Source organism: Brevundimonas sp. TWP2-1 (assembly GCF_049897645.1).
Classification (GTDB): Bacteria; Pseudomonadota; Alphaproteobacteria; order Caulobacterales; family Caulobacteraceae; genus Brevundimonas.
The window spans coordinates 1,518,957-1,542,357 of the sequence record NZ_JAFCWR010000001.1 but is presented as its reverse complement, the minus strand read 5'-3'; the positions used below and the strand labels follow the sequence as shown (position 1 = coordinate 1,542,357).

The 23,401-nt window shown below is 68.3% G+C and carries 20 protein-coding genes; 11 read left to right on the top strand and 9 right to left on the bottom strand.

Features of this window, described 5'->3' with window-relative positions; genetic code table 11:
• Positions 1-7 precede the first annotated feature (7 nt).
• From mraY to ACP7BH_RS07650, 5 genes are all read left to right on the top strand, one after another.
• On the top strand, positions 8-1,117 hold the full coding sequence (gene mraY / locus ACP7BH_RS07670; protein ID WP_135194969.1) for a phospho-N-acetylmuramoyl-pentapeptide-transferase: 1,110 nt from the start codon (positions 8-10) through the stop codon (positions 1,115-1,117).
• Positions 1,118-1,250: 133 nt separating this feature from the next.
• The gene (locus ACP7BH_RS07665) at positions 1,251-2,762 is read left to right on the top strand and encodes a Mur ligase family protein (protein ID WP_425982407.1); all 1,512 of its coding nucleotides are present in this window, start codon (positions 1,251-1,253) and stop codon (positions 2,760-2,762) included.
• The gene (locus tag ACP7BH_RS07660) at positions 2,759-3,937 is read left to right on the top strand and encodes a peptidoglycan glycosyltransferase FtsW (protein WP_135194971.1); all 1,179 of its coding nucleotides are present in this window, start codon (positions 2,759-2,761) and stop codon (positions 3,935-3,937) included. The genes ACP7BH_RS07665 and ACP7BH_RS07660 overlap by 4 nt, the downstream gene beginning before the upstream one ends.
• Before the next feature lie 525 nt (positions 3,938-4,462).
• Entirely contained in the window at positions 4,463-5,563 is a 1,101-nt protein-coding gene (murG, locus tag ACP7BH_RS07655) for an undecaprenyldiphospho-muramoylpentapeptide beta-N-acetylglucosaminyltransferase (protein ID WP_425982409.1), read from the top strand.
• A gap of 15 nt (positions 5,564-5,578) precedes the next feature.
• Complete coding sequence (locus ACP7BH_RS07650) at positions 5,579-6,730, top strand: mechanosensitive ion channel family protein (protein ID WP_425982411.1); 1,152 nt, start codon at positions 5,579-5,581, stop codon at positions 6,728-6,730.
• On the opposite strand, the gene ACP7BH_RS07645 is transcribed toward ACP7BH_RS07650, so the two are convergent.
• The 5 genes from ACP7BH_RS07645 to ACP7BH_RS07625 form a co-directional block, all read right to left on the bottom strand.
• Positions 6,681-7,106, bottom strand: coding sequence for a surface-adhesin E family protein (locus tag ACP7BH_RS07645; RefSeq protein WP_425982413.1), 426 nt, complete (start codon positions 7,104-7,106; stop codon positions 6,681-6,683). The two genes, ACP7BH_RS07650 and ACP7BH_RS07645, sit on opposite strands and share 50 nt — an antisense overlap.
• Entirely contained in the window at positions 7,103-10,540 is a 3,438-nt protein-coding gene (gene smc / locus ACP7BH_RS07640; RefSeq protein WP_425982416.1) for a chromosome segregation protein SMC, read from the bottom strand. The genes ACP7BH_RS07645 and smc overlap by 4 nt, the downstream gene beginning before the upstream one ends.
• Before the next feature lie 12 nt (positions 10,541-10,552).
• Positions 10,553-11,164, bottom strand: a complete 612-nt coding sequence (locus tag ACP7BH_RS07635) for a thioredoxin domain-containing protein (protein ID WP_425982418.1) — start codon at positions 11,162-11,164, stop codon at positions 10,553-10,555.
• Position 11,165: 1 nt separating this feature from the next.
• Positions 11,166-11,810, bottom strand: coding sequence for a DsbA family protein (locus tag ACP7BH_RS07630; protein ID WP_409713369.1), 645 nt, complete (start codon positions 11,808-11,810; stop codon positions 11,166-11,168).
• Positions 11,811-11,906: 96 nt separating this feature from the next.
• Positions 11,907-12,458 (bottom strand): DUF721 domain-containing protein, encoded by a 552-nt coding sequence (locus tag ACP7BH_RS07625; RefSeq protein ID WP_159849652.1) that lies wholly within the window; start codon positions 12,456-12,458, stop codon positions 11,907-11,909.
• Positions 12,459-12,478: 20 nt separating this feature from the next.
• On the opposite strand from ACP7BH_RS07625, the gene mutY reads away from it, so the two are divergent.
• From mutY to ACP7BH_RS07610, 3 genes are read left to right on the top strand one after another with little or no spacing between them, the layout of a single operon-like run.
• Positions 12,479-13,531: an A/G-specific adenine glycosylase gene (gene mutY / locus ACP7BH_RS07620; protein ID WP_425982420.1), complete on the top strand. Its 1,053-nt coding sequence runs from the start codon at positions 12,479-12,481 to the stop codon at positions 13,529-13,531.
• A 12-nt stretch (positions 13,532-13,543) separates the two neighbouring features.
• Positions 13,544-13,822, top strand: coding sequence for a BrnT family toxin (locus ACP7BH_RS07615; protein ID WP_425982422.1), 279 nt, complete (start codon positions 13,544-13,546; stop codon positions 13,820-13,822).
• The gene (locus ACP7BH_RS07610) at positions 13,776-14,042 is read left to right on the top strand and encodes a BrnA antitoxin family protein (RefSeq protein WP_425982424.1); all 267 of its coding nucleotides are present in this window, start codon (positions 13,776-13,778) and stop codon (positions 14,040-14,042) included. The genes ACP7BH_RS07615 and ACP7BH_RS07610 overlap by 47 nt, the downstream gene beginning before the upstream one ends.
• A gap of 9 nt (positions 14,043-14,051) precedes the next feature.
• Here ACP7BH_RS07610 and ACP7BH_RS07605 read toward each other — a convergent pair whose 3' ends face one another.
• From ACP7BH_RS07605 to ACP7BH_RS07595, 3 genes are all read right to left on the bottom strand, one after another.
• The gene (locus tag ACP7BH_RS07605; RefSeq protein WP_425982427.1) at positions 14,052-16,199 is read right to left on the bottom strand and encodes a glycogen debranching N-terminal domain-containing protein; all 2,148 of its coding nucleotides are present in this window, start codon (positions 16,197-16,199) and stop codon (positions 14,052-14,054) included.
• Between the two features lie 149 nt (positions 16,200-16,348).
• Positions 16,349-17,464, bottom strand: a complete 1,116-nt coding sequence (locus ACP7BH_RS07600; RefSeq protein WP_425982429.1) for a glycosyltransferase family 4 protein — start codon at positions 17,462-17,464, stop codon at positions 16,349-16,351.
• Between the two features lie 210 nt (positions 17,465-17,674).
• Entirely contained in the window at positions 17,675-18,766 is a 1,092-nt protein-coding gene (locus tag ACP7BH_RS07595) for a site-specific DNA-methyltransferase (RefSeq protein WP_409713348.1), read from the bottom strand.
• A 112-nt stretch (positions 18,767-18,878) separates the two neighbouring features.
• Here ACP7BH_RS07595 and murC point away from each other — a divergent pair, with 112 nt between their 5' ends.
• Positions 18,879-20,321 (top strand): UDP-N-acetylmuramate--L-alanine ligase, encoded by a 1,443-nt coding sequence (gene murC / locus ACP7BH_RS07590; RefSeq protein WP_425982431.1) that lies wholly within the window; start codon positions 18,879-18,881, stop codon positions 20,319-20,321.
• Between the two features lie 11 nt (positions 20,322-20,332).
• On the opposite strand, the gene ACP7BH_RS07585 is transcribed toward murC, so the two are convergent.
• On the bottom strand, positions 20,333-21,010 hold the full coding sequence (locus ACP7BH_RS07585) for a hypothetical protein (RefSeq protein ID WP_425982433.1): 678 nt from the start codon (positions 21,008-21,010) through the stop codon (positions 20,333-20,335).
• Between the two features lie 92 nt (positions 21,011-21,102).
• Here ACP7BH_RS07585 and murB point away from each other — a divergent pair, with 92 nt between their 5' ends.
• The gene (gene murB, locus ACP7BH_RS07580) at positions 21,103-22,011 is read left to right on the top strand and encodes a UDP-N-acetylmuramate dehydrogenase (protein WP_425982435.1); all 909 of its coding nucleotides are present in this window, start codon (positions 21,103-21,105) and stop codon (positions 22,009-22,011) included.
• 60 nt (positions 22,012-22,071) lie between these two features.
• Positions 22,072-23,352 carry a hypothetical protein gene (locus ACP7BH_RS07575; RefSeq protein ID WP_425982438.1) on the top strand — a complete coding sequence of 427 codons (1,281 nt, stop codon included), beginning with the start codon at positions 22,072-22,074 and terminating at the stop codon, positions 23,350-23,352.
• The last annotated feature ends 49 nt before the right edge of the window (positions 23,353-23,401 follow it).

The following is a 23,401-nucleotide window of genomic DNA, read 5'->3' as shown; positions in this document are numbered from 1 at the left end:
AACCGAAATGTTCTATCTTCTGTACCTCTATTACGCCGACGTGGCGGACCAGTATCCGCTGCTGAACCTGGTCCAGTACCAGACCGTGCGCGTCGCCCTGGCCATGGCCACGGCCATGATCGTCGCCGTCGCCATGGGCAGCCGCTTCATCAACTGGATCCGCACCAAACAGGGCCGGGGCCAGCCGATCCGCGACGACGGCCCCGTTTCGCACCTCTCCAAGGTCGGCACCCCCACCATGGGCGGGTTGATGATCCTGGCCGGCATCGGCGTGGCGGTCTTCCTGTGGGGCGACCTGACCAATCCCTATATCTGGATCGTCAGCTTCGTGACGGCGGCCTTCGGCGTGCTGGGCTTCATCGACGACTACGCCAAGGTGACCAAACAGACCTCGGCCGGCCTGACCTCCAAACAGAAGCTGCTGGCCCAGACGGTCGTGGCCGTCGTCGCCGGCGTCCTGACCGTGCTGTGGATGACGGTCTCGCCGACCTCGCCGGGTCTTGAGACCTCGATCGCGTTTCCGTTCTTCAAGGCCGTGCTGCTGAACGTCGGCTGGTTCTATGTGGCGTTCGCGGCCTTCACCATCGTCGGCTTCTCCAATGCGGTGAACCTGACCGACGGACTGGACGGCCTGGCGACCGTGCCGGTGATGATGGCGGCCGGCGCCTTCGGGGTGATCAGCTATCTCGCCGGTAACTTCGTCTTCGCCCAGTATCTTCAGGTCCACCATGTGCCCGGCGCAGGCGAACTGGCCATCTTCTGCGCGGCCATGATCGGCGGGGGCGCGGGCTTCCTCTGGTACAATGCGCCCCCGGCCAAGATCTTCATGGGCGACACCGGCTCGCTGGCCCTGGGCGGCGCCCTGGGCGCCATCGCCGTCACCACCAAACACGAACTGGTGCTGGGCATCGTCGGCGGCCTGTTCGTGGCCGAGGCCGCCTCGGTCATGATCCAGGTCGGCTATTACAAGCTGACCAAGAAACGCATCTTCCTGATGGCGCCGGTCCACCACCATTTCGAGAAGATGGGCTGGCCGGAATCCACCGTCGTCATCCGCTTCTGGATCATCGCCGGCGCCTTGGCCCTGCTGGGCCTGTCCACGCTGAAGCTCCGGTGAGCAGCCCCCACAGATCGTCATCCTCGGGCTCGACCCGAGGATCGGGCGCCGGTCGGGCTGTGCGCCTGATCGTTTGTCTCTGCGGCGGACCATCCGATCCTCGGGTCAAGCCCGAGGATGACGGAGTTCAGGGATGATCCCCGTTCCCGGCTTTGAAGGCAGGCGGGTCGCGGTCTTCGGCCTGGGACGGTCGGGGATCACGGCCGCGCGCGCGCTTCAGGCCGGGGGCGCCATCCCCATCCTGTGGGACGACGGCGTCTCGGGCCGGATGCAGGCCCAGGCCGAAGGCTTCGCGGTCGAAGACCTGACCACGGCCGACTGGTCCGCCTTCGCCGCCCTGGTCCTGTCGCCCGGCGCGCCCCTGACCCATCCCCGGCCGCACTGGAGCGTCGACAAGGCGCGCGAGGCCGGCGTGCCCGTCATCGGCGACGTCGAACTGTTCGCCCGCGCCATCGCCGCCCTGCCGAAGGACCAGCGCCCCCGCGTCGTCGCGATCACCGGCACCAATGGCAAGTCCACGACCACCGCCCTGATCGGCTGGGTGCTGAAGTCGGCGGGCCTGACGGTCCATGTCGGCGGCAACATCGGCATCGGCGTCCTGGCCCTGCCGGCCCCGACGCCCGACGCCGTCTATGTGATCGAGGTCTCCAGCTACCAACTGGACCTGACCACCACCTTCGCCCCCGATGTCGCCATCCTGACCAACATCTCGCCCGACCACCTAGACCGGCATGGCGGGATGGAGGGCTATGTGGCGGCCAAGGCCCGGATCTTCGCGGCGCAAGGGCCGGATGCGGTGGCCCTGGTCGGCGTGGATGAAAGCTGGGGGCAGGGGATTGCGTCACAACTGACCCAGAACGTCATAACGATCTCCACGCTCCCTTCTCCCCTCGGGGGAGAAGGTGGCTCGCGGAGCGAGACGGATGAGGGGGCTGCCGGACCCGAGACCGATCTCGCCAGCAGTGCGACGGAACCACCCCCTCATCCGAGCCCTTCGGGCCCACCTTCTCCCCCGAGGGGAGAAGGCTATATCGCGCAGCCGGGCGCTGTTCTGAGGGACGGTGAACTGGTCGCCGACCTCTCCGCCGCCCGCTCGCTGCCGGGCCGTCACAACGCCCAGAACGCCGCCTTCGCCTATGCGACCGCCCGCGCCCTGGGCGTCTCCCACGACGCCGCCGTCGCCGGCCTGCTCTCCTTCCCCGGCCTGGCGCACCGGATGGAGGCGGTCGGCCGCCTCGGCCCGGTCCGCTTCATCAACGATTCCAAGGCCACCAACGCCGACGCCGCGCGCCAGGCTTTGTCCTCCTACCCTCACATCTTCTGGATCGCGGGCGGCGTGCCAAAGGCCGGCGGCATCGACGATCTCGCCGATCTCTTCCCGCGCGTGACCAAAGCCTATCTGATCGGAGAGGCCGCCGAGGCCTTCGCCGCCACCCTGGCCGACACCCCTCACGTCATCGCCCGAACCCTGGACGCCGCCGTGGCCGCCGCCGCATCCGATGCGGCCGCAGCAGGCGGCGACCAGATCGTCCTCCTGTCCCCCGCCTGCGCCAGTTTCGACCAGTATCCCGACTTCGAGGCGCGGGGCGAAGCCTTCCGCGCCGCCGTCCTGGCTCTCGGGGCCGTCCCGGAAACCGCGTCATGAGCGCCCCCTACACCCCCGCCTTTTCGCGCAACGACCAGAGCCACGTCGCCCAGTGGTTCTGGACCGTGGATCGCGGCCTGCTGGGCGCGGCGCTCGCGCTGATGGGCCTGGGCGTGGCGCTGAGCTTCGCCTCCAGCCCGGCCGCCATCCTCGCCGATGAATCGATCACCGACCCCTTCCACTATTCCTGGCGGATGATGGTCTTCTCGGGCCTGGGCCTCAGCCTGATGCTGACCAGTTCGCTGCTGTCGCCGCGCGGGGTGCGTCGCATCGCGGTCCTGGCCCTGTTCGGCGCCATTCTGGTGATGATGGCGCTGCCGTTCATCGGCGACACGGTGAAGGGGGCCGCCCGCTGGGTGAACTTCGGCCCCTTCAGTCTGCAACCGTCCGAGTTCGCCAAGCCCGGCCTGATCGTCTTCGCCGCCTGGATGTTCGCAGAGGCGCAAAAGGGGCAGGGGGTGCCCGGCGTCACCATCGCCTTCGGCTTCTACGCCCTGACCGTGTCACTGCTGCTGATCCAGCCCGACATCGGCCAGACCCTGCTGATCACCACCACCTTCATGGCCGTCTTCTTCATGGCGGGCGTGCCGTTCAAATGGATGGCGGTCCTGGCCAGCGCGGGCATGGCGGGGCTGGTGTCGCTGTATTTCGTCTTCGGCCATATGCGCGACCGCCTCAGCCGCTTCTTCTCGCCCGAGACCACCGACACCCATCAGATCGACAGCGCGTCCGAGGCCATCCGCGCCGGCGGCCTGCTCGGTCGCGGCATCGGCGAGGGCGTGATGAAACGCCGGGTGCCCGACCTGCACACCGACTTCATCTATTCCGTCGGCGCCGAGGAGTTCGGCCTGATCCTCAGCCTCATCATGATCGGCCTCTACGCCTTCATCGTCATCCGGGGCATGCGCCGGGCGATGAAGCTGACCGATCCGTTCGAACAGACGGCGGCGGCGGGCCTGTTCATGCTGATCGGGCTTCAGGCCTGCATCAATGTGGCGGTGAACCTGAACCTGATCCCGACCAAGGGCATGACCCTGCCCTTCATCAGCTACGGCGGTTCGTCCATGCTGGCCATGGGCCTGACTATGGGTTTCGCCCTCGCCCTGACCCGTCGCCGCCCCGGCGCCTACGAACCCGGCGCCAGCCTGCCGGGCAGACGCCGGCGGTTGCTCTAACTTCCTTTCGTCATCCTCTTCGGCGCCGATAGGGTGATGCGGGCTTGGAAGGCGTTCATCACAACGGTCACGACGAGGTCACAGCGAACACGAAGGGACCGAGCGCGTCGGCTCCCAGCGCCATATCCAGGCCGTTGATCAATTTGCGGCTTTGCCGCGCCGCAGGCCATCAAGATTTTCTGGGCCGGCACGGTCCCGTCGTGTCCGCCGTGACGTCGTCGTGCCCGTTGTGGCGAACTTTTTTGGACTGTCTGATGGAGTCGGCCTCACCAATCCGCCGAATGCTCTAATCAGCGCTTCCAGCCAAATATATCCCAGTATTTTCGACCGTTTGACACCGACCAGCCGCCTTCTCCTACCCACACCCCAAAACCGTGCGATCCTGTCGCCGCCTCATCCTCGACCCCACCCGCCCGCCACGGATTTCAGACGAATTACACTATTCAGACGGTGTTTTTCGCGCCCCCGCCGTCTGAATTTCAGACGAATTGCACTATTCAGACCCTCTTTTTCGGAGCCCGCCCCATGACCAAGCTCTGCGTCGTCGCCGCCGGCGGCACCGGCGGCCATATGTTCCCGGCCGAGGCCCTGGCGCGCGAGATGGCGGCGCGCGGCTGGCGGGTGGTGCTGGCGACGGATCATAGGGGCGAGCAATACGCCCACGCCTTCCCCGCCGAGGAACGGCTGGCGCTGGACGCCGCCACCGGCTCGGGGCCGCTGGGCTTGATCAAGGCGGGCGTCGCCATCTTCAGGGGCGTGGTCCAGGCGCGCACGGCCTTCGACCGTCTGAGCGCCGACGTGGTCGTGGGCTTCGGTGGCTACCCGTCCGCGCCCGCTCTGGTCGCCGCCGTCACGTCCCAGCGCCCGACCGTGATCCATGAGCAGAACGCGGTCCTGGGCCGCACCAACCGCATCCTGGCCCCCTATGTCGGTCAGGTCGCCTCGTCCTTCCCGACGCTGGAGCGGGCGCCGGCCAAGGTCCAGGGCCGCTCGCACGTCGTCGGCTCGCCGGTGCGCGCCGAGATCCGCGCCCTGTTCGACCGCCCCTATGTCGCCCCCGCCGACGACGCACCCGTCCATGTGCTGGTGACCGGCGGCAGCCAGGGGGCCCGCATCCTGTCCGAGACGACGCCCCGTGCGCTCGCGGCCCTGCCCGAAGTCCTGCGCCGTCGCCTGAAGGTGCAGCAGCAGTCGCGGCCCGAGACGCTGGAGGCCGCGCGCCAGATCTATCTGGAGGCTGGGATCGAGGCCGAGGTCGCCCCCTTCTTCCGCGACATGGCCGAACGGCTGTCCAGGGCGCATCTGGTGGTGGGGCGTTCCGGCGCCTCGACCTGCGCCGAGCTGGCGGTTGCGGCCCTGCCGTCCGTCCTGATCCCGCTGAAGATCGCCACCGACGACCACCAGCGCCTGAACGCCAAGGCCCTGACCGACGCCGGCGCGGCCGAGGTCATTCTGGAAGACGACCTGACCGTTGACCGCCTCGCCGCTGTCCTGAACGCTGTCCTGTCAGACCCCGCCCGCCTGTCCGCCATGTCCGCCGCCGCCCGCTCAGTCGCTATCCCTGACGCCGCCCAGCGCTTGGCAGACCTGGTCGAGGCGACGGCGGGTCAACCGCAACGGCCCTGACGCGTTAGGAAGCCCATGCCTCCCGAAATCATCGCCGTCACCCGCCAGATCCGCGCCCTGTGGCATCGGTTCGACTGGCTGCCCGAATGGGCGGTCGTCGTGCTGGTTCTGCTGGTCTTCGTCGGCGGCGGCTGGCTGACGCACAAGATCGCCTTCGCCATCCTGCGCCGGGTGGTCAAGAACAAGGACGTCTTCTGGCGCGGCGTGGTCGAGCGCGCCCGCACCAAGCTGCGCGTCCTGATCATCATAATCGGCGTCGGCATCGGCGTGACCGTCTCGCCCATGGACCCCGGCCCGTCCCAGGACATCCGCAACGTCCTGCAGTTCCTGTTCGTCCTGACGCTGGGCTGGCTGGCCTCGGGCGTGCTCGACATGTGGTCGGTCATGCACCTGAAGCGCTACAATGTCGCCGTCGAGGACAATCTGCTGGCCCGCAAACATCTGACCCAGACCCGCATTTTGCAGCGGGTGGCCAAGGTGGTGCTGTTCATCGTCACCGTCGGGCTGGCCCTGATGACCATCGCCGGCTTCCGCCAGTGGGGCGTCAGCCTGCTGGCCTCCGCCGGCGTTGTCGGCATCATCGCCGGTCTGGCGCTGCAGCCGATCCTGACCAACATGGTCGCCGGCATCCAGATCGCCCTGACCCAGCCGATCCGCCTGGACGACGCCGTCATCGTCGAGAACGAGTGGGGCAATGTCGAGGAGATCACCGCGACCTATGTGGTGGTCAAGCTGTGGGACTGGCGCCGGATGGTGTTGCCCCTGTCCTACTTCATCACCAAACCCTTCCAGAACTGGACGCGCGAGAACGCCCGCCTGATCGGCACGGCCTTCTTCTACGTCGACTACGAGGCCCCGATCGATCGGCTGCGCGAGGCGTTCGAGGGGATCGTGAAGTCGTCCAAGCTGTGGGACGGCGACGTCCAGGTCATGCAGGTGACGGACATCACCGAACGGGTGCTTCAGGTCCGCTGCCTGGCCAGTGCGCGGTCCGCCCCGGTGGCCTTCGACCTGCGCTGTGAAATCCGCGAGAAGCTGATGGCCTTCATGCGCGACGAGTGCCGCGAAGCCCTGCCGCGCGACCGCATAGAATGGCCGCAGGGGGAGGAGAGGCCGGTCAGTCCGCCAGCGCCGCCTGGCCCCGACGGATTGCTTCGTCCAGCGTGAGCGTCTCGGGATTGATCCTGTCGCCACAGGCCACGGTCAGCAGCTCCGCCGCATCGCCGCCTGGCGCGGCGGCATAGGCCGGGGCCGGATCGGCCGTCGCCGGGCCTTCTGTCCCGTCGGACTTTAAGGATGCGAAGTCCAGTCGGTCCGCCGTCTTCGCCCGGCAGTCGAAGGCCCACCGCGACCAGCCCCCGACATAGGTCACGTCCCCGACCTTGAACCCCGCCTCCGTGACCTGAAGCTCGCGCATATGGGCGATGTCGCCGTCCTGTTTGATGGAGGCGACGTCGGCGTAGATGGCGAACCGGCCGACGCCGGTCTCGACCAGTTGGGGATCGGCCCGAGTCAGCAGCGAGGCCAGGAGCAGGGCGATCATGCGACCAGGGTCTCCGCCTGATGCAGGTCCACGCTGACCAGCTGGCTCATGCCGCGCTCGGGCATGGTGACGCCGTACAGGCGGTCCATGCGGCTCATGGTCACCGGATTGTGGGTGATGACGATGAAGCGGGTGTCGGTGCGGCTGCGCATCTCGTGCAGCATGCGGCAGAAGCGGTCCACATTGGCGTCGTCCAGCGGGGCGTCCACCTCGTCCAGCACGCAGACCGGGGCGGGGTTGGCCAGGAAGACGCCGAAGATCAGGGCCGCCGCCGTCAGGGCCTGCTCGCCCCCGCTCATCAGGCTCATGACCGACAGCCGCTTGCCGGGCGGGCAGGCGTAGATTTCGAGGCCCGCCTCCAGCGGATCGTCGCTCTCGACCAGTTTCAGCTCGGCCTGGCCGCCGCCGAACAGGGCCTCGAACAGGCTCTTGAAGTTGGCGTTGATGACGTCGAAGGCGGCGACCAGTCGCTCTCGCCCCTCGGCGTTCAGCTCGTCGATGCCGTCGCGCAGCTTGGCGATCGCCTGGGTCAGGTCGATCCGTTCCGACTTCATGCTGTTCAGCCGCTCGCCGTATTCGACCGCCTCGTCCTCGGCGCGCAGGTTGACGGCGCCCAGGGCCTCGCGCTCGCGCTCCAGCCCGTAGAGCAGGCTCTCGGCCCCCGCCGCGTCGGGCGGGCGGGCGATGGCGTCGTCGGTCAGTTTGCGGCCTAGTTCGTCGGGCGACATCTGGGCCGTCTCGCGCAGGGTGGTCTCGGCCTCGGTCAGCTTCTCGGCGGCGGCCTCGGCGCGGGCGGACAGGCCGGCGCGGGCCTCGCGCGCCTGCGACGCGGCGGTCTCGGCGGCGCGTGACGCGCGATCGGCGTCCGTCGCTGCCGTCTCGGCCGTGGCCATCGCGTCCGATGAAGCCTGTTTGCGCTGTTCGGCGGCGGTCAGCGTGTCCAGCAGCTTGCCGCGCTGTTCGGCGAAGCCCTGGGGCGCGACCTCGGCCTGTTTCAGAAGGGCGGCGGTCTTGTCCGCGTCCTTGCCCAAGGCGGCGACGCGGGCGGCGCTGTCCCTGGACCTTGTGACCCAGCCGTCCCGGGCGCGGGTCAGGCTGCCCAGCCGCTGTTCACGGCCCTGGCGGTCGCGAGCCTCGGCGTCGCGGTCCGAGCGGGCGGTCTGGGCGGCGAGGCGCGCTGCGTCGGCGGCGGCCCGGGCGGCGGTCAGTTCGTCGCGCAGGCCCGACAGAGTCTCGGACGGGGCGTCCGTGGTCTCGGCGGCGTCTAAAGCGGCCTGAGCCTCGGCGACCTCGGCGGCTAGCCGGGTCACCGTGTCGTCCAAGGCCTGGGCGCGGGCCTCGCGGCGGGCCTGGTCGCGGGCCAGGGTCTCGACGCGGTCGCGGGCCATGGTCACGGCCTTGTCGGCGGCGAAGGGGGCCAGGCGGGCGGTCTTGACCGTCTCCTCAGCGGCGCGGAAGGCGTCGGTGGCGGTCTTCTGGGCGGCCTGGGCTTGATCCAGGGCGGGTCTGCCCTTGTCGAGCTCGGCCTCCAGCTCGGCCAGACGTGTGCGTTGCGCCAGGCGGACGGCGGCGGGGCGGGGCGCCTCAGCACGGCTGACGAAGCCGTCCCAGCGATAGAGGTCGCCCTCGGTCGTGACCAGGCGCGCGCCGGGAGGCAGGGCCTTGGCGAGGCTCGCCGCCTGCGCGTGGGACACGACGCCGCACAGGGCGAGGCGGGCGCTCAGTTGCTCGGGCGCCTGAACATGGTCGGACAGGGGCGTGACCCCGGCGGGCCAAGACGGGGCAGGGGCGTCGGCCCCGCCCCAATAGACGGCGGCCTTGGCGTCCAGCGCCGCGTCGAGATCGTCGCCCAGGGCGGCGGCGAGAGCGGCCTCATAGCCCTTGTCGGCGCGCACCTTGTCGAGCGCGGGCGAGTGGTCGCGCTTGCCGGTCACCAGCAGCTGGGCCAGGCCGCGCGCCTCGGTCTGCAACCGGCCCAGCCGATCCTCGGCGGCGCGGGCTGCGGTGCGCGCCTCCTGTTCGGCGCGGGCGAGGTCGCCACGTTTCGCCTCGGCCGCCTCGACGGCTTCGCGAGCCGCAGCCAGTTCGGCCTGGGCGGTCTCCAGCGCCTTGCGGGCCGTTTCCAGTTCCGGCGTCTCCAGCGGACCCAGGGCCTCGCGTTCGCGCCTAGCTTGATCGTGCTGGCCGGTGACGCGGGCCAGGCGGGTTTCGGCGTCGCGCTTGCGCGCCGTCTCGGCGTTGGCGCGGGCTTCGACGGCGGCCAGGGTTCCGGCCAGCCGCTCGACCTCGCCGTCGGCGGTCTTGCGGGCGTCCTCGGCGGCGGCCAAGGCCTTGTCCAGTTCGGGCCCGCGTTCGGGCGCGGCGGCGATCTCGGCCTTCAGCCGGGTCAGTTCATGGTCCAGCCGGTCCAGTTCGCGCTGGGCGTCGGCGGCCATGTTGGTTTCACGCTCGACGTCGGCGGCGATGCGGGCGGCCTCGGCCTTGAGCCGGTCCACCTCGGCGCGGGCGGCCTGTTCGGCCATGTCGAGGCGGTCGCGCTCCAGGCTGGCGCGGTGCAGCAGGGCCGAGGCGACGGCGTCCTCCTCGCGCGCGGGCTTCAGGGCTTCCTGAGCGGTCAGGGCGTCGGTCTGGGCGGCGGCGGCGGCGGTGGTCGTCTCGGCGACCGCACGGTCGGCGTCTCGCAGTTCCTCGGCGGCGGCTTCGGCGGCCAGTCTGGCGTCGTTCCAGCGGACGAACAGCAGGGCGGCCTGAAGGGCGCGGATCTCAGCGGAGATCTTCTTGTACTTTTCGGCCTGGCGGGCTTCACGCTTGAGCCGGTTCAGCGCCGTTTCCAGCTCGCGGCCGATGTCGTCCAGCCTGTCCAGATTGGTCTCGGCCGCCTTGAGCCGCAGCTCGGCCTCGTGCCGACGGGTGTGCAGGCCGGCGACGCCGCCTGCCTCTTCCAGGATGCGGCGGCGGTTCTGGGGTTTGGCGGCGATCAGTTCGCTGATCTGGCCCTGACGGACCAGGGCGGGGGAGTTGGCGCCGGTCGAAGCGTCGGCGAACAGCAGCTGGACGTCGCGGGCGCGCACCTCCTTGCCGTTGATGCGGTAGGTCGAGCCCTGGCCCCGGTCGATGCGGCGCGACACCTCCAGCATGGGGCTGTCGGTAAAGGGCTGGGGAGCGCGGCGTTGCGCGTTGTCGATGGTCAGGCTAACTTCGGCATGGCTGCGCGGGGGTCGGCCCGCCGCGCCGGCGAAGATGACGTCGTCCATGCCCTGACCGCGCATGGCCTTGGCCGAGTTGGCGCCCATGACCCAGCGCAGGCCCTCCAGCACGTTCGACTTGCCGCAGCCGTTGGGGCCGACGACGCCTGTCAGGCCGGATTCGATATGCACCTCCGCCGGGTCGACGAACGACTTGAAGCCGACGAGCCGGAGGCGCTGGAACTGCATCGTCCTGGCGGACTACCGGAGCAGAGGGTCGATGGCGGCCGAGAGGGCGTCCAGCGAATGGTCGGCGACGGGCTTGCCGTTGACGAAGAAGGCGGGCGTGCCGGTGACGCCGGCCGCATCTGCGCCCGCAATCTGGGTGTCCAGTTCAGCGCGGATGGTCGGGCCGTCAAGGCATGTCTCGATCTGTTCGCGGGTCTTGCCGCTGGCGGCGATGCCCGCTGCGAACCAGGGTTGAGGCCCCGTGGTGCGCAGATTGGCCTGGTCGCGCATGAAGACGCCCGCCACGTCGAAATAGCGTTCGGGCGCGGCGCACAGGGCCACCGCAGCCGCGGCGGCGGCGACATTGGCGGGCTGGGTCGGCAGGTTGCGATGAACCAGCCGGACCTTGCCGGTGTCGATATATTTGGCCTTGAAGGCCGGCAGCACGGTGTTGTGAAAGTCCGCGCAGTGCGAGCAGGTGAAGGAGGCGTATTCGATCACCGTCACCGGCGCATCCGCGCGGCCCAGGACATGATCCTGGGCCGTGACCGGCGGGGGCGCATCGGCGGCGAAGGCCGGCCCCGCCAGACCCGCGGCGGCCAGTGCGGCGAAGACCGACAGGGCGAGGGCGTCGCGGCGGATCATCCTACTTCGCCAGTTCGGCGTCGATGGCGGTGGACAGGTCGGCCAGGCTGGCGCCCTCGCCGCCGGGGGTGATGACCTGGGTGTCGTTGACATAGAAGGCCGGGGTGCCGGTCACGCCCTGGGTGCGGGCGGCCTGGACGCGGGTTTCCATGGCGGCGACGGCGTCCTTGTCGGTGACGCAGTCGTTGAACTGCTGCTCGGACATTCCGGCCGCCTGGGCGGTGCGCAGCAGCCAGTCGCGCGGCGACGAGGTCAGCATCTCCTGCTGGGTGGCCATCAGCTGGTGGACGACGTCGAAATACTTGTCCGGGCCGGCGCAGCGCGCGACCAGGAAGCCGGCGGTGGCGGCGTCGACCGGCGGGGTCGGCAGCTCGCGGAAGATGTAGCGGACCTTGTTGGTGTCGACGTATTTGGCCTTGAACGCGGGCCAGGTGTTCTTCTGCCACAGGGCGCAGTGGGGGCAGGTGACCGAGGCGTATTCGACCACGGTGACCTTGGCGCCTTCCGGCGCGCCCAGACCCATGTCGCCCTCTGCCGCGCCCTTGGCGCCGCCGCCGCACGCGGCCAGGGCCATGGTCGCCAGTGCGGCGCCGGTAATGGCCGCACGACGGCTCATGCGGACGAAGCGGGATTCAGTGTCGGCCATGGGACTTCCTTGATCGGATCGTTGGCGGATGATCGCGCGATTCCCCCGGAACGGCGCAACCCAAGACTAGTCGAGAACAGGTGCGGCGAAGTTTTGTCAATCCTGCCTGTCGGTGCGGGAAAGCGCGACGCGGCCAAGACGGGCCAGGGCGGCGCGCAGATCGTCGGGGGCGGAGGCGATGGAGGCTGCGAGATCGGCCTCGGCCTGGGCGGGCAGGGGCGGGGGCTTGGCGCTGCGTTTGGGGCGTGAGGCGGCCTCTTTCAGTGGGGCGACCGGACCCTGGGCGATACGCAGCCGATCGACCGTTCCGGCGCCCAGGAACAGATTGACGCGGGCCAATATGTCCTCTGACTGATGCTGTATCAGCAGGGCGGCGGCGCCGGCGACGCGCAGCTCCAGCACGCCGGGTTGGCCGCCCTTGCCCTTGGTCAGCTTTTGCGGGCGGGTGACGCGGGCCAGACGGTCGCCGACGATCTCGCGCCAGCGGGGCTCCAGCGCGCCGGCGCCGCGTCCGAACTGCTCGTCCAGCTTCTTGATCAGGGGCGTCAGCGCCTTGCCCGCGCGCGGCGCCGGCCGGGGGACCGGACGGGTGCGGCGGCGAGACAGGATCTCGCGGACCTCGGCGTCTGTGGGCAGCGTGCGGCGCATGGGTCTATATAGCCGGGTCCATGGCTTGCGTCTCTCCCGACATCGTCCTGATCCGATCCCGGCTGCTGGCCTGGTACGACGCCCATGCGCGCAGCCTGCCGTGGCGGGCGGCCGTGGGCGCGGCGCGGACCGAGCCCTACCGCGTCTGGCTGTCTGAGGTCATGCTGCAGCAGACGACCGTGCCGCATGCGACGCCCTATTTCCACGCCTTCACCACGCGGTGGCCCACGGTGTCGGACCTGGCGGCGGCCGAGGATGCGGAGGTGATGGGGGCTTGGGCGGGGCTGGGCTACTACGCCCGCGCCCGCAATCTGCTGGCCTGCGCGCGTGCCGTGGCGCGCGAGCATGGCGGCGTCTTCCCGGATACGGAGGCCGGCCTGCTGGCCCTGCCCGGAGTGGGCGCCTATACGGCGGCGGCCGTGGCCTCCATCGCCTTCGACCGGGCCGCCAATGTGGTGGACGGCAATGTCGAGCGGGTCATGGCGCGGTTGTTCGCGGTCGAGACGCCGGTCCCGGCCGCCCGACCCGAGCTAAGGCGACTGGCGGGCCTGTTCGTCACGGACGAGCGGCCCGGAGACTGGGCGCAGGCGTTGATGGATCTGGGGGCGACGGTGTGCCGGCCGAAGTCGCCATCGTGCGGGACCTGTCCCGTGGCGAGCGAATGCCTGGGCCTGGCGAGCGGCGACCCGGCCCGTTTTCCGCTGAAGACCAAGAAGGCGGACCGACCGCACCGGCGAGGCGCAGCCTATGTGTTGGTCGACGATCAGGGGAGGGTGGCGGTCGAGACGCGGCCCGACAAGGGCCTGCTGGGCGGAATGTTGGGCTTGCCGACCAGCGACTGGACGACGGATGCGCCGTCAGGGGCGGCGCCGATCGAGGGCGACTGGCGCGAGGCCGGCGCGGTCGAGCATGTCTTCACTCACTTCAGCCTGACCCTGACGGTGATGACGGCGCGGGGCCAGGCGGACGGCCCGTGGCGCTGGATGGCCGTCGAGGCGGCGCGAGCGGCCCTACCCACGGTGTTCGCCAAGGCGCTGGATCGGGCGACCGTTGAACCTGATCTATTGTTGTAGTAACAAAAATCCGTGCGCATCACCTTCGATCCGAGCAAGCGCGAGCGCACCTTGGCCGAGCGAGGGCTGGATTTCGCCCAGGCGGCGGCCGTGTTCTACGGCGATCATCTGACGTTCGAGGATGATCGCCAAGACTATGGAGAACGACGTCTGATCACCATCGGGCGTTTGACGGACCGGATGGTGGTTCTGGTGTGGACGCCGCGCGGCGAGGCGCGCCACGTCATTTCGATGAGGAAGGCCAATGACCGTGAACAGCGACGCTACGAAGATCGACTGGATCGATCCTGACGACGCGCCCGAGCTGGACGACGCCTGGTTCGAAAAGGCGGATCACCATCGCGGAGAGGTGCTGGTCCGACGGGGCAGACCCAAGGGCGCGGATAAGGTCTCGACCACCATACGGTTCGACGCCGACGTGCTGGCCGCGTTCAAGCAGGACGGCGCCGGGTGGCAGACCCGTATGAACCAAGCCCTGCGCGACTGGCTGGCCAAGAAGTCGGCGGCCTGAGCCTGGTCGTCACCGCAGGGTGCGGATCGCGACCTTGCCCTGTTTGTGGTGGGGAATGACGACGGCGCGGCCGCCGGCGTGCTGGATGTTCAGATCGACGACCGAGCTGCCGACCTCCAGGCCAGTGATCCTCAGACGGTCCAGGCCGGCGGGCAGGACGGGATCGGCCAGATCGACCGTCTCGGTCCAGGCGTCGATGGACAGGCCCAGCGTGGCCTGCAGCATCAGGAAGACCGAACCCGCCGCCCAGGCCTGGGGCAGGCAGGCGACCGGATAGGCGATGGGCGGCTCGCCCGGTTCGCGGGGGAAGCCGCAGAACAGTTCGGGCAGTCGCAGGTGGAAATGGGCGGCGGCGGCATAGATCTCGGCCAGGATTTCCGAGACGGCCTCGCGCTCTCCGTAGTTGGCCATGCCGGCGGCGGCCATGGCGGTGTCATGGGGCCAGACCGAGCCGTTGTGATAGCTCATCGGATTGAAGCGGGCCTGGCCCAGCTCCAGGGTTCGGATGCCCCAGCCGGTGCGGAATTCGTCCGACAACAGACGTTTCGTCACCCGCCGCGCCCGCTCGACCGACGGCAGGCCGGTGAACAGGAGATGGCCGGCGTTGGAGGCGATGGCCCGGCACTGTTCCCCGTCGCCGTCCAGAGCCACGGCGTAGAAGCCCTCGTCCTCCATCCAGTATTTGTCTTCGACCAGGGCGCGGACCTGTTCGGCGCGCATCCGCCATTCGGTCGCGCGGTCGTCGCCCAGGCGTTCGCCCAGATCGCCCAGGGCGCGCCAGGCGGCGAAGGCGTAGCCTTGGACCTCCAGCAGGGCGATGGGGCCCTTGGGGAAGCGACCGTCGGCGTGGAAGATGGAGTCTTCGGAATCCTTCCAGCCCTGGTTCGACAGGCCGGTGTCGGCGCCGCGCTGATAGTCGATCAGGCCGTCGTTGTTGCTGTCGCCATAGTCGCGCATCCAGTCGGCGGCGGCGATCAGATTGGGCCAGAGCGTGCGGATCAGGTCCAGATCGCCGGTGCGGTTGGCATAGGCGCCGGCTAGGGCCACGAACAGGCAGGTGGTGTCGACCCCGCCGTAATAGAGGCCGAAAGGCACCTCGTGCAGGGCGCTCATCTCGCCGCCGCGCGTCTCATGCATGATCTTGCCGGGCTGGCTGTCTTGGAAGAGCGAGGTTTCGGTCGCCTGGCGGCTGGCCAGATAGGTCAGGACGCCCTTGGCCAGGGACGGGTCCAGCCACAGCATCTGCCAGGCGGCGATGATGCCGTCGCGCCCGAACGGGGTCGAGAACCAGGGCGTGCCGGCATAGGGGTAGGGGCCGGTCGGCAGGTCGGTGGTCAGCAGCGCCATGTCGGCCCGTGACTGATCCAGCCAGTCGTTGAACCGCGGGCTGCGCGGGCCGCGCACCGAGGCGCCGCGCCGGCGCTTGGCGCGCATGGCGAGACGAGCCTGGACGGCGTTTAGACGCCAGCGCCCGGCGTCCGGCGTCTCGCAGGCATCGACGCCGCATTCGATGAACAGGTCCATCGACCGCCCCTTGGGCAGGCTGAACATGAACTCCGCGCGCTGGTGCGTCAGGCGGGCGGGCGGCTCGGAGAAGGCGATGCAGCTGGAACGATCGACATCGTCCAGGCCGGTGTATCGGAAGGTGACCCGGCGGCCGTCGGTAGTCGGGGTGTGGATCGTGCCGCGCTTGGCCCGAGGCGTGCCGCGCACCTGGAAGATGTCGGCGAAGTCGGCGCCGAAGTCGAAGGCCAGCGGCAGAAGGATGTCCTCCACGCCATGATTGACCATACGGATGCGCTCGAACATCCGTCGGCCCCACAGGAAGCGACGCCGCTCGATATGCAGGACGCCGGCAGGGGCGGATCGGCCGCCCATCGGGGGCAGGGGGCGGTTGGTGGTGTGGCAGGAGAAGAAGACGTTGTCCTGGCTGACGCCGGAGGACAGCCGAGAGGGCTTCTGCAGACCGACCGTCATGGCCCAGCGCGACAGGACGCGCGTATCGTCGGCGAACAGGCCGTCGGCGCCGCCCTTCATGTCGCCCCAGCCATCCGCGACCAGGAAGGTGTCGCCGTCCTTGAGCGCCATCAACTGTTCGAGGCCGGAGGCCTCGACGGTTTCGCCGGCGGTCAGCTGGGTGGAATAGGCGTCGTCCATGCGGTCTCTTCCCCGTCGTTTGAGGCCTTGGCCGAACGTGTCGCACCCGAATGCGGCGCTCAGGGGCCGCTTGAGTGATCAAATGAAGCAGGCGACGGAGGGTTCACCTCCGCCGCCTGTTTTTCTTCGATAATCGTCGGCTGCGACGCTTAGGCGATGGCGGCGAAGCTGCGATCTTCTTCGATGGGACGCAAGGGCGTAACCACATTGCCCAGCGGCGCCTCGGCGAAGGGACGACGGGCCAGCAGGTCACCGTAGACATCCAGGTAGCGGCGCGCCATGGCGGTGGCCGAGAACCGCAGGTCGAACCGGGCGCGAACAGTCTGGCGGTCCAGCAGATGGGCGCGGCCGGCGGCGGCGATCGCCTGTTCCATCGTGTCGACCAGGAAGCCGGTGGCGCCGTCCTCGATGATCTCGGGCGTCGAGCCGCAGCGGAAGGCGACGACGGGCGTGCCGCAGGCCATGGCTTCGATCATCACCAGGCCGAAGGGCTCGGGCCAGTCGATGGGGAAGAGCAGGGCGTCGGCGCCGCCCAGGAAGGCGGACTTCTGATGGTCGCCGATCTCGCCGATGAATTCGATCAAGGGATTGCCCTCGACCATCGGGCGAATGGTCTCTTCCCAATAGCGTTTGTCGGCGGCGTCCACCTTGGCGGCGATCTTCAGGCGCTTGCCCAGTTTTGTGGCGATTTCGATGGCGCGGTCGGGGCGTTTCTCGGGCGAGATCCGGCCCAGGAAGGCGAGGTAGCCCTCGGACTTGGGCGAAAACAGATACTGTTCGCTCGGCATGCCGTGATGGACGGTCGCCTTCCAGTTGGCGAAGTGCAGGGGCTTGCGCTGGTCGTCGGAGATGGAGACCAGGCCGAACTCGCTCCAGCGGGCATAGACGCCGGGCAGGTCCTTCATGTCGAGGCGACCGTGCAGAGTCGTGATCGTCTTGTCCGCATACTGCCGGAACAGCGGGAAATGGATCATGTCAGTGTGGAAGTGGATCACGTCGAACTCGTCGGCGCGGTCCATCACCTCGCCCAGCATGGACAGGTGGGCGGCGAGGTCGGATTTGAGCGGGGCGGGATCCAGGCGGATGGCCTGATCGCGGACGGGCACCAGGCGCGCCTTGGTGTGGGCGTCGGCGCTGGCGAACAGGGTGACATCATGGCCCAGATCGACCAAGGCGTCGGTCAGGTGCGCGACGACGCGTTCAGTGCCGCCGTAAAGCTTCGGAGGAACGGCCTCGTAAAGCGGGGTGACCTGCGCGATCTTCATGATGTTGTGCTCCGACCCCGCACCGGCGGGGGCCGTGGACAACAATGGTCTCGCAACTGCGAAGTTCCATCGCGGCTTGCGAATTTTCACATAGGTTTCGGTGGGTTACAGCGAAGCTGGCCCTGCGTTCGTGTGCGAAATCGTACGTATCGGCCGCGCATTGCCGGCTAAGTGCTTGATGTGGCTGATGCGACGTGGGGTCGCATCAGCTTACATCGCGGCGCGAACCTCGGAGCGCAGGGCGTCGATGGATTTCAGGCCCTGGTCGGTCTTGAAGCGCCAATAGGTCCAGCCGTTGCAGGCGGGGGCGTTTTCCAACAGGGCGCCCAGCTTGTGGATCGAGCCGCTGAGCGAGCCGGACACCAGCGAGCCGTCGGCGCGGACGCGGGCCTCGCGCTCGCCCTTGGGGCAATAGAGGCGGTCGCCGGCGTTCAGCAGGCCGGCCTCGACCAGGGCGCCGAACGGCACCTTGGGCTCGGCGCGTTTGGAACCGGTGACGATCAGGTCTTCGGGGCGGGCGGGGATGACCGAGGCGATGCGGGTCTCGGCGACGTCGGCATAGGTCTCGTCACGCTCGATGCCGATATAGTGGCGGCCCAGGCGTTTGGCGGCGGCGCCGGTGGTGCCGGTGCCGAAGAAGGGGTCCAGGATCACGTCGCCGGGGCGCGTGGCCGACAGCAGGACGCGGTGCAGCAGGGCCTCGGGCTTTTGCGTCGGATGGGCCTTCTTGCCGTCGGCGTCCTTGATCCGCTCCTCGCCCGTGCACAGGGCGAAGGTCCAGTCGGACCGCATCTGCGTGTCTTCGTTGAAGGCCTTCATCGCATCGTAGTTGAAGGTGTAGCGCTTCTGATCGCGGCTCTTGGCGGCCCAGATCAGGGTTTCGTGGGCATTGGTGAACCGGGTGCCCTTGAAGTTCGGCATCGGGTTGGACTTGCGCCAGATGATGTCGTTCAGCACCCAGAAACCCAGGTCCTGGATCGCCGAACCCAGTCGGAAGACGTTGTGATAGGAGCCGATCACCCAGATCGAGCCTTCCGGCTTCAGCACGCGGCGGCACTCCGCCAGCCAGGCGCGGGTGAAGGCGTCGTAGGCGGCGAAACTGTCGAACTTGTCCCAGTCGTCGTCCACGGCGTCGACCTTGGAATTGTCGGGACGCAGCAGGTCGCCGCCCAGCTGCAGATTATAGGGAGGGTCGGCGAAGACCATGTCCACCGAGGCGTCGGGCAGGCTCTTCAGCACTTCGATGCAATCGCCACGGTGAATGACGTCCTTGGCGAGGACAGGGGTCTTCAGATCGGACATGGAACGCGGCCCCACAACAATGAGACCGCCATGGTGAATCCTTGTGGTTAAGGTCGGGTAACCGGCTGCGAAGGGTGATGCAAAACGCATCGCGTCTGTCTATGACGCTTTGATGATCGCACGCCTTCGCCCCGTTCCATTCGACCTCGGTCCCGTCCATTTCGTCGGCATAGGCGGCATCGGCATGAGCGGCATCGCCGAGATCATGTTGAAGATCGGCTATTCGGTTCAGGGCTCGGACGCCAAGGCCAGCGCCAATACGGAACGTCTGGAGCAGCTCGGCGCCCGAATCTTCATCGGTCATGACGCCGCCCATGTGGGCGAGGGCGTCTCGGCCGTGGTCTATTCGACGGCGGTCAAGGCCGAGAACCCCGAGATGAAGACGGCCCGCGAACGGCGCATCCCGCTGGTGCGACGGGCCGAGATGCTGGCCGAGCTGATGCGGCTGCAGTTCTCCATTGCGGTCGGCGGCACGCACGGCAAGACGACGACGACCTCGATGGTCGCGGCCCTGCTGGATGCGGCGGGGCTGGATCCGACGGTGGTCAACGGCGGCATCATCAACGCCTATGGCACCAACGCCAAGGTCGGCGACGGCGACTGGATCGTGGTCGAGGCGGACGAGAGCGACGGCAGCTTCCTGCGTCTGAAATCGACCGTGGCCATAGTCACCAATATCGATCCCGAACACTTGGACCACTACGGCGACTTCGACGGGGTGCGGAAGGCGTTCGTCGATTTCGTCGAGAACATCCCTTTCTACGGCTTCGCCGCCGTCTGTCTGGATCACCCCGAGGTGCAGCGGCTGGTCGCCGCCATCGATAACCGACGCCTGGTGACCTATGGCGTCAATCCCCAGGCCATGGTGCGAGCCGAGAACATCGACATGGGCGCGGACGGATGCCGGTTCGACGTGGTCTTCCACGGGGCGGGTGCGGACGCCGACGAGACGCGGATCGACGGCCTGTATCTGCCCATGGCCGGGGGGCACAACATCGCCAACGCCCTGGCCGCCATCGCCGTGGCGCGCGAACTGAACGTGGCCGACGAGGCGATCAGGACCGGCCTGGCCGGCTTCGGCGGGGTCAAGCGCCGCTTCACCACCACCGGCGTGGTCGGAGGCGTGCGGATCGTGGACGATTACGGCCACCATCCGGTCGAAATCGCCGCCGTTCTGAAGGCCGCGCGCCAGGTGGTGCAGAACGCCGAGGGCGACGGCCGCGTCATCGCCGTGGTCCAGCCGCACCGCTACACCCGCCTGCGCGACCTGATGGAAGAGTTCTCGACCTGCTTCTCCGACGCCGACGCGGTGATCGTGGCCGACGTCTATGCGGCAGGCGAGGCGCCGCTGGTCGGGGTGGACAAGCATGCGCTGGTCGAGGGCGTCCGCCGCTTCGGCCATCGCTCGGTCCAGGCGCTGGATGGCGTCGAGACCCTGCCGACCGTAATCGCGGGCGAGGCCAAGGCGGGCGATCTGGTCGTTCTGCTAGGCGCCGGTGACATCACGACCTGGGCCTACGCCCTGCCGGGGCAGTTGGAGACGTTGAACGGCTGACGGCCCTCGCCTCAGAGATAGGCGAGGATCATGTTGCCCGCGATGAAGGCCAGGAAGCCAGCCATCACAAAGGCGGTGGCGAACGAGGACAGCCACTCCTGTCGCCCGCGGATGCCGAGCACCTCCTGTTCACTCAAGCCTCCGGCGGCAAGCCGTTTCCGGTCCGCTTCGAACAATGGGATGAGGCAGACGAAACATAGCGCCATCGGCAAGAAGACGATGACCAGTTGAACCAGGCTGGAAAAAGACGCCCGACCTGCGCTGAACCGCCAAAGGAATGAGGTCAGTGCTTCCTGATGGCCCAAGGGGGCGTAGGCGGCGATCAACGAGCTCATTCCGATCAGATACAAGAGAGCGTAGACGGCGATCTGGCGCGCCCCCCACTTGATGCGTGGAGGCGGCTGGGTGGGCTCTGAACCAAAGCCTGGCATCTCCTCGCCGAGCAGGAATTCGCCAGCCGCCTGCTTGCGTCGGATGTGCCAGAACCATCGATAGGTCGCGGCGTGCAGAATGGGCAGGCCGATTACGGCGACGAACCCGACCAGAATCAGGTTCAAGACTTCCTCGGCGGTGATGGCGATCGCAGTGTAGGTGTTTACGGCGTAGACGAGCCCGATCCAGCCCATCAGCATGACCGCCGTCAGAGCCATGGAGAGGGCGAGAATCTTGACCAATTGAACGGGTTTCATGACGCGACCCTAGGCGATGCAGGACGGGGCAGGCCAGCGGCCTTGTTCGTCTATGCTTTGACTTCGGCGCCGGCGCCTTTATCGGACATCGCATGACCCTGAGTGACGATCTTCCTTCCGTGCGCGGCAAGCTGCTGCGTGGCGAACCGCTTGGTCCCTACACTTGGTTCCGGGTGGGCGGCGCGGCCGAGGCCTTGTTCATCCCGGCGGACGCCGACGATCTGGCGGATTTCCTGAAGGCGCTTGACCCGGCTGTGCCCGTGACCGTGCTGGGCGTCGGCTCGAACGTTATCGTGCGTGACGGCGGGGTCGAGGGGGTGGTGATCCGTCTGGCCGGCCGTCCGTGGGCGCAGATTACGACGGACGGCGATACGATCACGGCCGGCGCGGGCGCGCTGGATTCCATGGTCGCCAAGGCTTCGGCCAAGGCGGGGATCGCCGGGCTGGAATTCTATGCCGGCATTCCGGGCACCGTCGGCGGCGCCCTGACCATGAACGCCGGCTGCTATGGTTCGGAAACCAAGGACGTGCTGGTCTCGGCCTGGGGGCTTAACCGCAAGGGGGAGCGGGTCGATTACGCTCTGGCGGACTTCGGCTACACCTATCGCCATAGCGAAGCCCCGGCCGACATCATCTGGATCGAGGCGACCTATCGCGGGACGCCGGACGCGCCCGAGGCCGTGGCGGCCCGCATCAACGACATCACCAGCCGTCGCGAGACCACCCAGCCGATCCGGGAGAAAACGGGCGGTTCGACCTTCAAGAACCCGCCCGGCCATTCGTCTTGGAAGCTGGTGGACGAGGCCGGCTGGCGCGGCAAGCTGCACGCCGAAACGGGCGGCGGCGCCATGTTCAGCGACCTGCACTCCAACTTCATGATCAACCCCGGCGAGGCGACCGCCGCCGACATCGAAGGCCTGGGCGAGGCGGTGCGCGCCGATGTGCTGGCCAAGACCGGCGTTCAGCTGGAGTGGGAGATCAAGCGGATCGGCAGCCGCTGATCTCTAGTTGCGCGGGACGGGCGCGCGCGTTACGGGGAAATTTCTCGGGGGAGAAATCAGATGAAGCGTATCGCAGCCGTCGTTGGCCTCATGGCCATGGTCGCAGAACCGGCCCAGGCTCAACTCGTGACGCGGGCGGCTGTCGGGCCTGCCGTTCCGGATGTCGAGAACCGTATCGACCTGACGCGGTCCAGCGCCGGCTATACCTATTTCAACCGCGCCGGGGCCGATCTGGCTCAGCACGATGCGGCGGTGAGCGCGTGCATGGTCGAGGCCTCGCGCATGCGTCAGCCCGACGACAATGGCGCGGCTGGGGCTGCGGCGGCCGGCGGATTGCTGGGCGCGCTGGTCGTCGGCGTCATGCAGGGCGCGATGAACGGCATGCATGAACGCAGAGGCGTCGCGGCCAATGTCGAGAACTGCATGGTTGTGAACGGCTGGCGCGTCGTTCGCCTGGACGAGACGGAAGGCAAGACGCTGGACGCGCTGGAGCAGCCGGAGCTTCACGCCGCCCTGGCTGAACACGTTGGGGCCGCGCAGCCGAAGGGCGAGATCGTCCGCGTGTATAATAACGACGCCGTGCGTGGCGGGACGGTGCTGATCGGCCGTTCAGGCGATCTGGACAAGGTGTCCCTGAGCCTGCAGGCCCAGCCTCCGGAAGGCGCGACGCCGCCGCCCGGACGAAAGGGGCCGCAGGCGCCGCGCACCGCTCGCCCGCCGCGCGCTCTCAAGGCCGAAGAGGTCGCGGTGACGGCTGGAGACGCTCTGATCACCGTGCGGCTGACCGGCATGGCCGAACAAGGCGGTCGGACGCTGTTCTTCACGCGCCAGGGGCCCGCGCCCGATGTCCAGCCCTGGGAGCAGGACGGTCGTCCTGCGCTGTTCGCCGTCGCCTTGCCGACGCGCGGCGCCGTACGCGGCGATCGCACGCGGGCCGTGACCCAGACCTTCTCCGTGCCGCCCGGTCGCTGGCGACTGAGCGCGGTCAATGTCGGCCAGTACATCACCCATTTCTGCTTGGGGAACTCAGGGTTCGAGGCTCGCGACGGCGAGGCGGTCTATGCCGGCGCGTTCGATCTGTCGGGCGAGCAGTTACGACCGGACATGACCGTCCGCGACGATCTGCTTGCGCCGGCATCGCCGGCCGCAATGGCGGGTGTGCGCCATCGTGCGGCGCAATGGTCCTATGGCGACAAGGAGCAGTGTCAGGGCGCGTATCTTTACGCTTTGGACCTGACGCCTGAAACCGAGAAGGCCGTCGAGGCGGCTGGGCCTGAAGTCACGGGTGCGGACACGCCGGTCGTCGTGGTGGAAACGACAGCGTCATCAACACTTCAGTGACGTCTTGAGGGTTTGGTTGACGGGCTGTTAACGACCTGCGCGGCATCCA

Coding starts and splice junctions, on each gene's coding strand:
- ACP7BH_RS07625 (WP_159849652.1), bottom strand. CDS start 12,458: ATGCGCCGCACGCTGCCCACAGACGCCGAGGTCCGCGAGATCCTGTCT.
- ACP7BH_RS07575 (WP_425982438.1), top strand. CDS start 22,072: ATGAAGCGTATCGCAGCCGTCGTTGGCCTCATGGCCATGGTCGCAGAA.
- ACP7BH_RS07585 (WP_425982433.1), bottom strand. CDS start 21,010: ATGAAACCCGTTCAATTGGTCAAGATTCTCGCCCTCTCCATGGCTCTG.
- ACP7BH_RS07650 (WP_425982411.1), top strand. CDS start 5,579: ATGCCTCCCGAAATCATCGCCGTCACCCGCCAGATCCGCGCCCTGTGG.
- murG (WP_425982409.1), top strand. CDS start 4,463: ATGACCAAGCTCTGCGTCGTCGCCGCCGGCGGCACCGGCGGCCATATG.
- mraY (WP_135194969.1), top strand. CDS start 8: ATGTTCTATCTTCTGTACCTCTATTACGCCGACGTGGCGGACCAGTAT.
- ACP7BH_RS07600 (WP_425982429.1), bottom strand. CDS start 17,464: ATGAAGATCGCGCAGGTCACCCCGCTTTACGAGGCCGTTCCTCCGAAG.
- ACP7BH_RS07595 (WP_409713348.1), bottom strand. CDS start 18,766: ATGTCCGATCTGAAGACCCCTGTCCTCGCCAAGGACGTCATTCACCGT.
- ACP7BH_RS07645 (WP_425982413.1), bottom strand. CDS start 7,106: ATGATCGCCCTGCTCCTGGCCTCGCTGCTGACTCGGGCCGATCCCCAA.
- ACP7BH_RS07630 (WP_409713369.1), bottom strand. CDS start 11,810: ATGGCCGACACTGAATCCCGCTTCGTCCGCATGAGCCGTCGTGCGGCC.
- mutY (WP_425982420.1), top strand. CDS start 12,479: ATGGCTTGCGTCTCTCCCGACATCGTCCTGATCCGATCCCGGCTGCTG.
- ACP7BH_RS07605 (WP_425982427.1), bottom strand. CDS start 16,199: ATGGACGACGCCTATTCCACCCAGCTGACCGCCGGCGAAACCGTCGAG.
- murB (WP_425982435.1), top strand. CDS start 21,103: ATGACCCTGAGTGACGATCTTCCTTCCGTGCGCGGCAAGCTGCTGCGT.
- ACP7BH_RS07665 (WP_425982407.1), top strand. CDS start 1,251: ATGATCCCCGTTCCCGGCTTTGAAGGCAGGCGGGTCGCGGTCTTCGGC.
- murC (WP_425982431.1), top strand. CDS start 18,879: ATGATCGCACGCCTTCGCCCCGTTCCATTCGACCTCGGTCCCGTCCAT.
- ACP7BH_RS07635 (WP_425982418.1), bottom strand. CDS start 11,164: ATGATCCGCCGCGACGCCCTCGCCCTGTCGGTCTTCGCCGCACTGGCC.
- smc (WP_425982416.1), bottom strand. CDS start 10,540: ATGCAGTTCCAGCGCCTCCGGCTCGTCGGCTTCAAGTCGTTCGTCGAC.
- ACP7BH_RS07660 (WP_135194971.1), top strand. CDS start 2,759: ATGAGCGCCCCCTACACCCCCGCCTTTTCGCGCAACGACCAGAGCCAC.
- ACP7BH_RS07610 (WP_425982424.1), top strand. CDS start 13,776: ATGACCGTGAACAGCGACGCTACGAAGATCGACTGGATCGATCCTGAC.